This window comes from Massilibacillus massiliensis, assembly GCF_900086705.1.
GTDB classification, from domain to species: domain Bacteria; phylum Bacillota; class Negativicutes; order FLKF01; family FLKF01; genus Massilibacillus; species Massilibacillus massiliensis.
The window spans coordinates 576249-589439 of record NZ_LT575483.1; the positions used below are offsets into that span (position 1 = coordinate 576249).

Consider the following 13191-nt stretch of genomic DNA (forward strand, 5'->3'; position numbering starts at 1 on the left):
CTACTTTTTCAATATAAATCTAACAATAATAATACTAATTTCATATAACAAAACAATCGGTACAGCTATCATTGTCTGGGAAAACATGTCCGGTGTCGGCGATATGATAGCACCAATTACAAAAGATAGAAAAATAAGCATTCTTCTCTGCTTTCGTAAAAAAACCGAATTTATAATTCCAATTTTCGCTAAAACCATAATGATTAATGGCAATTCGAAAATAAAACCAAATGGCAATAAAAATGCTACGACAAAATCCAAGTATTTACCTACAGAAAGCAAAGGCTGCAGATCATTGCTTGCAAATCCCAGAAAGAATTTAATTCCCGCCGGTAAAACCAAGTAATAAGAAAATAAAATTCCTGCGAAAAACAATACAACTGATACAGGAACAATCGTTCCGACTACGGCTTTTTCTTTTGGTGTAAGCGCCGGCAGAAAAAATGCCCATACATGATATAAAACAACCGGTAAACTCATTAAAAAACCAGCAAATATCGACACTTTTAAAAAAGTAAAAAATGCTTCTGCTGGCTGCATATAATATAACTTACCTGCTGGCGCAGTAATAAAATGTACAATCTCTTCTACGAAGAAATAACACAGCAAACTACAAATGCCAATCGCAATTAAACAACGAATAATTCTCGTCCTTAATTCATCTAAATGTTTAAGCAAGGACATGTTGCCTTGCGTTTCCTCTTCAATCTGCTTGGGAGTACGCTCCCCTACATACTCCTCATAGCTTGTCTCTTCTGACATCAATCAAACCTCACTTTACCTCAGGTTTCGTAGGTTCGCTCTTCACTGCTTCCTCTTTCGTTTCTGCTTTTGTAACATTTACTGGTGGTGCCTCGCTGCCACTCGTAATCCCTGAAGTAGCTTTTTTAAATTCATTTAAACTCTTTCCTATTGCCTTTCCTACTTCAGGCAATTTTCCAGGTCCAAATACAACCAACCCTATAATTAAAATTAATACTAACTCAGGCATTCCAATACCAAACATATGAACTCCTCCATTTTTCTACATTTATTTTTATTATACTATACAAAACTAAAAATACAAAAACATAAATGCATATAATAAGAAATTGCCCTTGTAATAAACAACGACAATCTCTCAATTTGCAAATACGTTATTTCGATTCTGATTGATTTGCATCACTTTTTGTTATATCTTGCCTTGTCTCTTGATTGCTCTTAGAACTAGAAAATGCTTTTTTAAACTCATTTACACTATTACCAAGTGCTTTTCCCACTTCCGGCAGTTTTCCTGGTCCAAATACGATCAATCCGATGATTAATATAATAATTAATTCTGGTACACCAATTCCAAACATAATCTAAACTCCTCCAATTCTGATTGAAATTTTTTTGATATAGAATCATCAAAACTGCCGCATGGCAATAAAATCCGCAACAGTTTCATAAGTTTCTCGAATTTCAGCGGGAATCGAATCTGGCAATACACTACGTGCATAATCCAAATATTCATTGACTTTTTCATAAGAGTATTCTATTGCATCCGTAGCATGTACAATCTCCAAGCCTCGCTTAAGCATCTGTTGATCTATTGTACGCGTCGTAACAATCCTTTTTAATTCTTCAGCATCAGAACTTACATTAAGGGCATGAATTACAGGCAATGTAACAATGCCTTGCATAATATCATTTCCTGCTGGCTTACCAATTTGCTCAGATGTTGCGGTAAGATCCAAAATATCATCCGTAATTTGAAATGCCATACCAATTGCATATCCATATTTACGTAATGACTCAATTTCATCCTCGCACATTCCTGCTACAATTCCACCAAGCTGACAACTAGCGGCAATAAAATTTGCTGTCTTCTTGGCTATACGATCGTAATATTCGTCCTTATCTTCTGAAGCTTTATAAATCTCTTTATTTTGAATTATTTCCCCTTCACTTAAATCACAAATAATATCAGATAAGATAACCATAACTCTGTCATCATAGTCATTTTTAGCCACCAAAGAAAAAGCCTTAGCAAACAGATAATCTCCACTGAGTATAGATAACTGATTTCCCCATTTGGCATTTGCTGTTGATATGCCTCTTCTTGTTGCAGCACTATCAATTACATCATCATGAACTAACGTAGCCATATGAATCATCTCAATCGCGACCGCTAATGGCATTGCATTTTTTTCATTTATTTCTTCGCAGCGAACAGCTAAAAAATAAAGAGCTGGACGTAATCTTTTCCCGCCCGCCTCTACTAAATGGGTTCCAATCTCTGTAATGATTTCTACTGGCGAATATATAACTGAAAGCATTTCTTCTTCCAAAGTTTCTAAATCTTTTTTTACAATATCAAACATAGAGTTTTTCGACAAATTTATCACCTACAAGCTAAATCTCTTAAATATTCTACACCATAATAAGTAATTTAGCAAATTAAAGTGCACCATTTCTTCTATGTCTATTATGTCTAAAACACGATTTGTATATCCGAGGATGACAAGAGCGATTCGCACCTATTCTCTTCACAAAAATGGACAGATAGATATTCTATCTGTCCACATACTTCGATTAACCTAACTTAACTTTTTCTACCGCTGAAATATGACGACTTATTCCTAAATCTTCTTTACTCATTCCCATTGCAAGTCCGATCAACTGAGGCAGATGAAGAACTGGAATTTCAGCATTCGATTTCACGGCATCTCTGCCTTCAGGCTGGTACATATCAAGCTGCATCTGACAAAGTGGACATGGCGTCACCATAAGATCAGCACCTGCTTGTGCGGCAGTATCCACAGCCTCACCCGTCACAATCATTACATCTCTCTCTGCTGTAAAGAAGGAGTGAAACCCACAACATTTTAATTTAAAATCAAAATCTACTGGCTCTGCGCCTAAAATCCGAATCACTTTTTCCAAAGACTCTGGATTTTTTCCATCTTCATAATTCATTACTTTATATGGACGAAGTAAATGGCAGCCATAATAACCCGCAACTTTTAAACCTTTTAAAGGCTTCGTAATTTTGCCTTCAAGCAGATTTGGATGTGAAGCAAGTACCCATAATAAGTGTGTTACTTCTGATGTTCCTTTATATTCATAACCAGACTTGGCTAAAATTTGGTTTACTTTTTCTTTTAACTTTGCATCACTGTCTAATTTCATCTTAGCCTGAAGCAATTGCAAGGTACAAGTATTGCAAACTGTCATAATTGGCAATCCCATACTTTCTGCAATTGCCATGTTACGTGCATTAATTGCAAGTAGCGCCAATTCATCTACTCCCTGCGCATGTGATGCGCCGCAGCATGTCCAATTCGGAATCTCTACCAATTCAAGATCAAGGGCAGGTGCTACTTTTTTTAATGCCATATAAGACTCTTTGGCAGCACCTTCTAATACACAGCCTGGAAATAATGCATATTTCATTATTTTTCCTCCTTCGCATTCTTCAGAATGTCACGTATTTTATTGATTTCTGGATTCACTGGAATTTTTTCAAATGGATCTAATTTTCCAGTTTTCATCAATCGAATTGCAAAAGGAGCACGGAGTGAAGCGGAAATCAGACCTTCTGACTGAATAGAAAGTTTAGATTCATCCAATCGTCCAGTATTATAAATATCATCATAAAGAGCTTTTGCATGATTTGGCCCAACGCCACTTGAAAGCCCCAGTCTAAACGTTGCTTCACGCAATTTTTCAATTGCTTCAGCAGGTTTTAAACCCTTTGGACATTTGGCAGTACATTCTTGGCAATTCATGCATTTCCACAAACCATGATCTATTACAGCCTGCAAATGTTCTTTAGGATCCTGACTTCGAGAATCCTCTACCAATTTTGCAGCTTTTACAAAGGTAAAAGGATCTAAGAAATCTTTTTCATTTACTGCACTTTTATTGCATTCGGACACACAAGCACCACATAATATACAGCTTGCATATTCATCATATTTTTTAAAATCTGAAATGGATTGCTTACATCCCTTTTCTGGACTAAATTCTTTTTTTGGATGCAAAGCTGGCTTTATTTGCTTCATTCTATCAAATTTAGGATCCCAATCCACAATTAAATCTCGAATTACTTTGAAATTTCCCAATGGTTCTATTGTAAGTGTTTCTGTTTTATAACGTTTTACCAAACTATCTAATAGTGTCTCACAAGCAAGCTCGGCATTCCCATTAACTCTGACAGCACATGCGCCGCAGATACTAGAGCGACATGAAGCAGTAAAGGAAAGGGTAGGATCTTGTTTCGCCTTTATTTCATTTAATGCTTCTAGAACTGTCATTCCCGTTTTCAATTCAACTTGATAATCTTGTACCCATTTTTTATCATCCAACATACGATGAATTTTTAATGTAATCGCCATGCTTAATACTTCCTTTCTGCCGGTTTAAATTTCGTAATAACAACGTCACGATATTCCGTTTTGAATGTATCGCCAACTTTGCTAATAATTGTATGCTTTAAGAAGTTTTTGTCATCGCGCTTAGGGAAATCTTTACGGGAATGCCCACCACGGCTTTCTTTACGTGCAATCGCACCCATAACAATCGCTTTAGAAACCAATAATAAATTCCCTAATTCAACATAATTCATGAATGCAGTATTATAAGAACGGCTAGCGTCTCCAACATAACAATTTTGATATTCTTTTATTAATAGATCAATCTCTTTTAAGCCTTCTTGCAGCTGATTTTCCTCACGATAAACACCGGCTTTAAACCACATCGTAGAGGCCATTTTATCACGAAGCTCTACAACTTTTGCTCCCGAAGTTCTTGCCGTAACTTCTTCAAAAGTTTTGTTCCATTTTGTCAACGCAGCATCCAAAGTTTCTTTGTCGCCAATATAACCAGTTTTTTTCGCATGTTCTGAAGCACCGTTGCCTGCAGTTTTTCCAAACAAGAGAACTTCACTCAATGAGTTTGCACCCAAACGATTTGCTCCATGTACAGATACACAAGAACATTCACCAGCTGCAAAAACACCTGGCACTTTAGTCGCACAGGTTTTATAATCAATTACATCTATACCACCCATCGAATAATGACAAGAACAGCGAATCGGTACTGGTTTTTCCGTAATGTCGACACCTTCAAAACGTAAAGCCAAATCATAAACTTGTCCTAAACGTTCTTTAATAATGTCCTTTGATATATGTCTAAAGTCCATGTATACAGCAGCATTTAAGCCTTCACCAATCCCACGGCCTTCACTGATTTCACTTTCAATTGCCCGCGCAACGATATCACGTGTTGCAAGCTCCATTTTTGCCGGTGCATATTTTTTCATAAAGCGTTCACCGTCTTTATTGACTAAATAAGCGCCTTCGGCACGGCTTGATTCAGATAATAAAACCCCATTAATCGCAAGACCCGTTGGATGGAATTGTACCATTTCTGGGTCTTTAAAAGGAATACCGATGTTTAGGCATGCAGCAATTCCATCACCAGTTGAACTATATGGATTGGTCGTACGAATCCAATAAGCACGTCCATAACCGCCAGTTGCTATGATAACAGTTTTAGCTGGTACAGAAATCATATTACCGCTTCGCATATCTACGGCAATCACACCGCTCAATTTTTCATCCTTTACCACAACTTCAAGCATCTGACACTCAGAAATAAATTCAATATTTTGCGCTAAACATTGTTCGAATAATGTATGTACTGTAGCTAATCCGGATTTATCTGCATAGTAAGAAGCGCGTGCATGTGAACTCCCCCCCATTTTACGTTGGTGGAAAGAGCCATCTTCTTGACGATGAAATGGATAACCATAGTAATCCATTTCATAAATTATTTTTCCAGCATTTTCAGCAAAATACTCAATCGCATCTTGATCGCATAGATAATCTCCGCCTTTTACTGTATCAAAAGCATGTGCTTCAGGCGTGTCTTCCGAATCCGTAACCCCAGTGCAGCCATTCATGCCCCCCTGCGCCATTGTCGTTGCGGAACGAGTTGGAACTAATTTTGTCATAACTGCAATTTTAAGTTTCTTGTCCTTGGCAGCTTCTAATGCTGCTCTCATACCAGCACCACCGCTACCAATAATAAGTACATCATATAATGCAGTACCACTTTGCACGGACACAGGTATATTATTACCCTTCCATTCAAAATACGTGCCGGCTGCCACTGCTGCTCCTACAGCTACACCAGCTTTGATAAAGGTACGTCGTGATATCTCTTTCGCCATAAATAGCACCCCCAAAATATTAAATAAAAACACTGACAAAACACATAAATTTAAGATGAACCGATAATGTTTTCACTCTTTCGAATATTCAAATTTTATTTTTCATTTACCCTTGTAAATATTAGTAAAAATTAATTTCTGCATATTCATTCTTTATATATTTCAAATAGTACATAAAAACACGATCTTTCTACTAAAATTTATGCGATTAGACAATCTACATACTATCATTATTCATTCAGTCATACAAGGCAACCTCTTATATTTAAAATTTATACATACTATAATAAAATACTATAATAAATATCATTTATACTTGATTGGCAACAAGCTCTCATTATTGTAAAAACACTCCATTATCTGCATAAAAAAAATAAGGATCACGAAATCCACTGAAATCGTCTCCTTATTTTTCTGGCACTGCAGGCCTAGTTTGAATAATTTCTTTCGTTAAATCAATAAATGCAACTGCGGCTTTTGATAACTGCGCTTCTTTTTTATATGCAGTTATCAAAACTCTCGGAGGTACAGACTCTGCCAAAGAAAAATAATATGGATTATGCTCCAATTTATTATATAAAGCCAAAGTATCCGTAACTAAAGTTGCACCAACACCTCCAGCAACCAATGCTTGTGCAGAAATTAAACTATGTGACTCCAATATGATTTTGGGTTCAAAATCTGCACGTTTACAAAGCTCAAAAAATATTTCACGCATTTTTCTACGATTTTTCATTACGACAAAAGGTTCATTTTTTAATTTTGAAAACTCAATAGGCGGGAACGGTAATGTTTGCGGCAAATTTACCGAGGCTATGCTAATTGGATGTTTTGATGGTAATGCAACCAAAATTTCTTCATCAACAATTTTAACATATTCCAGCCCTTCATATAATAAAGGCAAATATACAAAAGAAAAATCGGTAGCACCACTTAATGCATACTCTTGTAATTCGACAGTATTCCCTTCTACCAGCGAAATATCAATTCCGGGGAATCGTTCACAAAAAACAGGCAAGACACGTGACAATAAATACGATGTCCGAGAATGTGAACTTCCTATCACCAAATGACCTCTTCTTAATTCAGACATATCTTCAATCTGCTGCACAAATTCCTTTTTAATGTCTTGAATTCGTTTAGCTTCATTAATATATAATGCGCCTGCATACGTCAACGTCAATGGATTCGTTCGTCGATCAAATAATTCGATGCCCAATTCTGCTTCAATTTTTTTTATGCACTGACTTAAAGAAGGCTGCGTTACATAGAGCTTTTTCGCAGCCTGAGAAAAACTTCTTTCCTCGGCAACTTTTAAAATATAATTAATATCACGTTCATCAAGCATTGTAGAGCATCTCCTAAAAAAAACAATTACGTACTATTATATACAAGACTTACCAAAAATACAAGAGAACAACTCCACTACAACTGCTAGACAAGCGCCGACCTTCTTATCCTTATATTCGCAACACATATTTCTGGTGCATGAAATATTGTATTGCACAAAACAATAATGGTACACCAATTACATACACGCTCTTCCAACCCAATGATACGAAAATCACACTACAAAAAATTGTAGAGATTACAGCCAAATAACGCTTACCTCCACTGAGCAATACAATTCCGGCGATAGAAGCAAGCAAATAAATCGCAATAAAAACACTATTGGCATAAAAAATCAACTGTTCTAAATTAATATCTAAAATGTATTTCATTACAATGGTTAAAATAGATAGACCATAACAAGCAAGTAATGCATGTACAGGCATACCATTTTTATTCTTAGTACGAAAAGTTTTACTTAGATCTCCAGTGATACTCATAGCATAAATCATCTTTGCAAAACTAACCAAATAAAGATTCGCTGCTGCAAGTGCAGTAAAAAATGCCATAATCGCAACAAAGATCTTTCCAGATTCACCGATCAAGATACTAAATAAAGCAACAATATAATTTGCATTTAATGCTTCACTTCCATAAGTATGGAATTTCAAAACGATCAGACTTAATAAAATACAAATACTTCCTACAATACATAAACTTATTAATATTGTAATTGGGAAATCACGCTCAACGGATTTAAAATCACTCGCGATATGAACAACGGCCTCAATTCCAACAAAGCACCAAAAAATAAGTGAGATCGTTGTTTTTAATACAGAAATATCACTAAAGTTCAAATGCACTGCTACACCTGCTATAAGATTTACTTTTGCAGCCGCCAAGAAAATTAAAGTCATTAGAATTCCTACAACAAGAACAGAGATAAAAGTCTGCATTTTACTTGCAAATTCTAACCCGTATAAATTTATACAAAACAAACCAATTAGCATCACGATACAAATGAAAAAAACTTGCCACTGATCTGCCCCCCAGATTGCCCCTATATAATTTGCCCCTGTAATAACAATAATGGGCGGGCAGATCGGTAATGCAGATAAATAAAGCCAAGAGGTAAACTTGCCAAATTTTTCACCAAATGACTTCTTTATAAAGTAAGCAGTGCCACCTTCATTTGGATACTTTACGCCCAAACTACTGAAGGTAAACGCAACTGGTATCACACATAAAATCGTAAGCAACCACGCTATAACAGATTTTTCTCCAGCAAGATCAGCAGCCATTGCCGGAATGACAAAAATACTAGATCCAAGTAAAGTAGATACTAAAACTCCAACCCCCTGATATACATTTAAGCTTTTAATTCTTTTTTGCATAAAAATAACCTCATTCCAAAACCTTATCACATTAATTTATTTTGAATTTAATTTAATTACCCTTAATTATTATGGTATGGTTATTATATGCTTTTTGTATACAAAATTCAATACACATTTATAATTATATTCATTATTTTATCGAAAAATAGAAAAATACAGAGCTAATTACAGACTCTGTATTTCAAATCATAAGTATTATATTGTTTTACCTTTAATATATAAATAATTTCATTCACAAAAATACCGCATGCTTGTTTTTTTCCATTCTTTCACACTATACAGCATAACTTTTTCAGTTATATTGGTTTGCTGCGTAATCTCACCGGCAATTTTTTCACATTCTTCGCGACTATGTCCATGGATCATTGTATATACATTGTACGGCCATTCTGGAGCGGTATTACGATCATAACAATGCGACACCGCTGAATTCTCTGCCATTAAAGTTGCGATTTCTTCTAAACGTTCTTCAGGCACGCTCCATGCACATAAAGCATTTGCGGCATAACCGACTTCACGATGCCGAAGTACTGCTCCCATTTTACGAATTTGACCTGCTTGTTTATATTTTTTTAAACGTTCTATCAACTCATCTTGGGTAATACCGATTTGATCAGCTAATACTTTATAAGGTTCCGACACCAACGGAAACTCATCTTGCATTACTCTAATTATTTTTTTATCTAATGCATCCACTACTCTCACCTACTTCAAAGTAAACTGAACGCTAACTTTATACTTATGATTAGCCTTCAAATTCAATAAATTTTCAACACCAGGTAACGCACGAACCTCAGCTAAAATTTTATCCTGTGTTTCTAAATCGGGCGTGAGCAATGTAAACCATAGATTGAAATCGCCCTCACGTTCATAATTATGTGTCACGCCAGGATATTGATTAATCGCAAGTGCAACACTTTCCATATACCCCTCGGTTATTTTCGTTGCAATCAAGGTTCCAGCATACCCTAGTTTAATTGAATCAAAAAATGGACCGATCTTTCTCAAATAGCCTTGTTCTTTTAGCATCTTTAAACGATTTATAACAGTTGTCTCATCCGTTCCTAAAATTTCTGCTAAATCTGCAAAGGGTCGTTGACTAATTGGAAGTTTTGTTTGTAGAATATTTAACAAGTCTTTATCAAAATCTGTTAACATTATGTCGCTCCTTTTCTTCATTTACGACAACCTATCATAAGAATTCTTTACATAAATAAGAGACAGTCATAACTGTCTCTTATTTCCCTATGTCTATTCTACCAAAACACCGCCAATAACGTCAAGTAAAAATGAACGCCCTTCACTTTTTAATGATGAATAAGGTAATACATCTAACTCCGGCACACCCAGGCACTTCTTAATTTGTGCAATATTTTTTTGCACTTGATTTTTACTTAATTTATCCGATTTAGTTGCAATAATCAATACCGGCAGTTGATGCTTTACCAGCCAGCGGAACATATCAATATCGCTTTCCATCGGCGCATGCCGGATATCGATTAACTGGCAAACAAACTGTAACTGCTCTGATTTTATTAAGTACTCATCGATAAATTTAGCCCAACGGATTCGATTCTCTTTTCCGGTTTTCGCATATCCATACCCGGGCAAATCAACTAAATAAAAATCTCTACGTTCTTCTTCCTTTGATAATTTTGCACTCAATTCATAATAGTTAATCGTTTGCGTTTTACCCGGAGTCCCACTGACTCTGGCTAAACCACCAACACGACTCAAAGAATTAATCAACGAAGATTTTCCAACATTAGATCTTCCAATAAATACAATCTCTTTTAATTTTCGTTCAGGATATTGATCCGCTCGTACGGCAGATGCAATATATTTTGCCTGTGTAATGATAACTTCTTCATTCATCTTCCTTCACCAATGCGCATTCCAAAACTTCATCCATATGATCCACTAATATAAATTCCAAATTACGTTTCACATTTGCCGGTATCTCATCCATATCACGTTTGTTTTCTTTTGGCAAAATAATTGTTTTGATTCCCATACGATGTGCAGCTAACACTTTTTCTTTCAACCCACCAATTGGCAATACTCTGCCGCGTAAAGTAATTTCTCCTGTCATCGCAACATCACTGCGCACTTTCCTACCAGTCAATGCTGATACGACAGCTGTCGCCATTGTAATCCCCGCTGATGGGCCATCTTTAGGAATCGCACCTTCTGGCAAATGAATGTGAATATCCTGATTTTCATAAAAATCACTTTCAATGTTTAGTTCCTCTGCCCGGCTTCTAATATAACTCATGCCGGCTTGCGCAGACTCACGCATGACGTCACCCAATTGACCAGTTAAAATCAATTTCCCTTTACCTTTTAAAACTGTAACTTCGGTCGGCAATACATCCCCGCCAACTTCCGTCCAGGCAAGCCCCGTACTTACACCTACCTGATGCTCTTCCTCAGCTTTACGATGCGTAAACTTTGCAGCACCAAGAAAAGTATGCAAATTCTGCGCCGTAACTTTTACAGTCTTTTTATCTTTTTGAACAATTTGGCGTGCTACTTTGCGGCATACAGTGGCAATTGTACGTTCTAAACTACGAACCCCCGCTTCACGCGTATATTCAGAAATTAATTTTTGAATTGTAGAATCACTAAGCGTTAATTGTTTCTCATTTAAACCATGCTCTTTGCGTTGCTTATCCACTAAATAACGTTTCGCAATTTCGATTTTTTCCTCTTCCGTATAACCAGGAATTTGGATAATCTCCATACGATCACGCAATGGTCTAGGGATATTATGCATACCATTGGCAGTTACAATCCATAAAACTTTAGATAAATCGTAAGGAAGTTCAAGATAATGATCACTAAAACTATTATTTTGCTCCGGATCTAGTACCTCCAGCAAAGCAGCAGAAGGATCTCCTTTAAAATCAGCATTCATTTTATCAATTTCGTCTAATAAGAAAACTGGATTTTTACTCCCCGCTGTTTTCATTCCTTGAACAATCCGCCCAGGCAATGCGCCAACATAGGTTCTGCGATGACCGCGTATTTCCGCCTCATCACGTACTCCCCCCAGAGAAATACGCACAAAATTCCTTTCCATAGCTCTTGCTACCGAACGCGCCAAGGATGTCTTTCCTACGCCGGGAGGTCCCACTAAACAAAGAATAGGTCCTTTTAAATGATTCGCAAGCTTTCTGATCGATAAATATTCTAAAATACGCTCTTTTACCTTTTCCAGACCATAATGGTCAGCATCCAAAATCTCTTCTGCAATACCAATATCAAGTCGATCCTCACTTATTTTTTCCCAAGGTAAAGATAATACCCAATCAATGTACGTACGAATTACGCCCGTTTCAGCCGACATGCTTGACATCTTTTCCAAACGGCTAATTTCTTTCTGCACTTTTTCCTTTACATTTTCCGGATAATGTTCTTCTTCCAAACGCTTTTTATATTCTTCTATTTCACTGGTTTTATCATCTTTCTCCCCAAGCTCTTTTTGAATCGCCTTCAATTGTTCGCGCAAATAGTATTCTTTTTGTGTTTTTTCCATTTGCGTTCTTACTCGGCCACTAATTTTACGTTCAATTTCCAAGATTTCCATCTCACGACTAAGAATTTCACAGACTTTTTCAAGACGATCCTTTACATCAATCGCATCAAGCAAAGCTTGTTTATCTTCTATTTTCAAGGATAAGTGACTGGCGATTAGATCGCATAAACGTCCCGCTTCTTCAATTACCACCACTGAAACCAATGTTTCCGGCGGAATTTTTTTACTTAATTTAACCCATTGCTCAAATTGATTTACCACAGCACGCATCAAAGCTTCGACTTCTAATGAATGATCCGTTTCATCTTCAAATACATCAACGTCAACTTCATAATAGTTGTCATGCTGCTCTATATAGCTTTTAATTTTAGCACGGTTTAATCCTTCTACTAAAACACGAATCGTACCCCCAGGTAACTTCAATAATTGTTTTACCTCAGCTACTGTACCGATTCGAAATATTTCATCTTGCGTTGGATTATCAATTTCTGCATTTTTTTGTGCCGAAAGCATAATCATTCTATCTTGCACCATAGCCTCTTCGAGAGCAGCTACAGATTTTTCACGACCTACATCCAAATGTATAATCATATATGGGAAAACCATAATTCCCCTTAATGGCAATAATGGTATTTTTCGATTTTTAATCATTAAAACGCCTCCTTCTTTTTCTAGTTTCAACTTTAGTCATACTAAATATTCTTATATTCTAAAAGAACGACTAAAAT

13 protein-coding genes are annotated in these 13191 nt (G+C 36.3%); all 13 read right to left on the reverse strand.

Annotated features, from left to right (window positions below):
* The 13 genes from tatC to lon all read right to left on the reverse strand — a co-directional run bounded on the left by tatC (position 1) and on the right by lon (position 13114).
* Positions 1-762, reverse strand: a complete 762-nt coding sequence (gene tatC / locus BN6559_RS03120; protein WP_110953390.1) for a twin-arginine translocase subunit TatC — start codon at positions 760-762, stop codon at positions 1-3.
* 10 nt (positions 763-772) lie between these two features.
* Complete coding sequence (tatA, locus tag BN6559_RS03125; RefSeq protein ID WP_110953391.1) at positions 773-1006, reverse strand: twin-arginine translocase TatA/TatE family subunit; 234 nt, start codon at positions 1004-1006, stop codon at positions 773-775.
* 130 nt (positions 1007-1136) lie between these two features.
* On the reverse strand, positions 1137-1340 hold the full coding sequence (gene tatA, locus BN6559_RS03130; RefSeq protein WP_110953392.1) for a twin-arginine translocase TatA/TatE family subunit: 204 nt from the start codon (positions 1338-1340) through the stop codon (positions 1137-1139).
* Positions 1341-1388: 48 nt separating this feature from the next.
* Positions 1389-2345: a polyprenyl synthetase family protein gene (locus BN6559_RS03135; RefSeq protein ID WP_110953393.1), complete on the reverse strand. Its 957-nt coding sequence runs from the start codon at positions 2343-2345 to the stop codon at positions 1389-1391.
* A 211-nt stretch (positions 2346-2556) separates the two neighbouring features.
* Positions 2557-3417, reverse strand: a complete 861-nt coding sequence (locus BN6559_RS03140; protein WP_110953394.1) for a CoB--CoM heterodisulfide reductase iron-sulfur subunit B family protein — start codon at positions 3415-3417, stop codon at positions 2557-2559.
* The gene (locus BN6559_RS03145) at positions 3417-4361 is read right to left on the reverse strand and encodes a succinate dehydrogenase/fumarate reductase iron-sulfur subunit (RefSeq protein WP_110953395.1); all 945 of its coding nucleotides are present in this window, start codon (positions 4359-4361) and stop codon (positions 3417-3419) included. Before BN6559_RS03145 ends, BN6559_RS03140 begins: the two co-directional genes overlap by 1 nt.
* Positions 4362-4363: 2 nt before the next feature.
* Positions 4364-6199 (reverse strand): FAD-binding protein, encoded by a 1836-nt coding sequence (locus tag BN6559_RS03150; protein ID WP_110953396.1) that lies wholly within the window; start codon positions 6197-6199, stop codon positions 4364-4366.
* Positions 6200-6605: 406 nt separating this feature from the next.
* Positions 6606-7547, reverse strand: a complete 942-nt coding sequence (locus BN6559_RS03155) for a LysR family transcriptional regulator (RefSeq protein ID WP_110953397.1) — start codon at positions 7545-7547, stop codon at positions 6606-6608.
* Between the two features lie 112 nt (positions 7548-7659).
* The gene (yjeH, locus tag BN6559_RS03160) at positions 7660-8922 is read right to left on the reverse strand and encodes an L-methionine/branched-chain amino acid transporter (RefSeq protein WP_110953398.1); all 1263 of its coding nucleotides are present in this window, start codon (positions 8920-8922) and stop codon (positions 7660-7662) included.
* A 231-nt stretch (positions 8923-9153) separates the two neighbouring features.
* On the reverse strand, positions 9154-9621 hold the full coding sequence (gene ahbB, locus BN6559_RS03165; RefSeq protein WP_199883705.1) for a siroheme decarboxylase subunit beta: 468 nt from the start codon (positions 9619-9621) through the stop codon (positions 9154-9156).
* Between the two features lie 9 nt (positions 9622-9630).
* Positions 9631-10083, reverse strand: coding sequence for a siroheme decarboxylase subunit alpha (ahbA, locus tag BN6559_RS03170; RefSeq protein ID WP_110953399.1), 453 nt, complete (start codon positions 10081-10083; stop codon positions 9631-9633).
* A gap of 93 nt (positions 10084-10176) precedes the next feature.
* Positions 10177-10800, reverse strand: coding sequence for a ribosome biogenesis GTP-binding protein YihA/YsxC (gene yihA, locus BN6559_RS03175; protein WP_110953400.1), 624 nt, complete (start codon positions 10798-10800; stop codon positions 10177-10179).
* Complete coding sequence (gene lon, locus BN6559_RS03180) at positions 10793-13114, reverse strand: endopeptidase La (RefSeq protein WP_110953401.1); 2322 nt, start codon at positions 13112-13114, stop codon at positions 10793-10795. Before lon ends, yihA begins: the two co-directional genes overlap by 8 nt.
* Positions 13115-13191 lie beyond the last annotated feature (77 nt).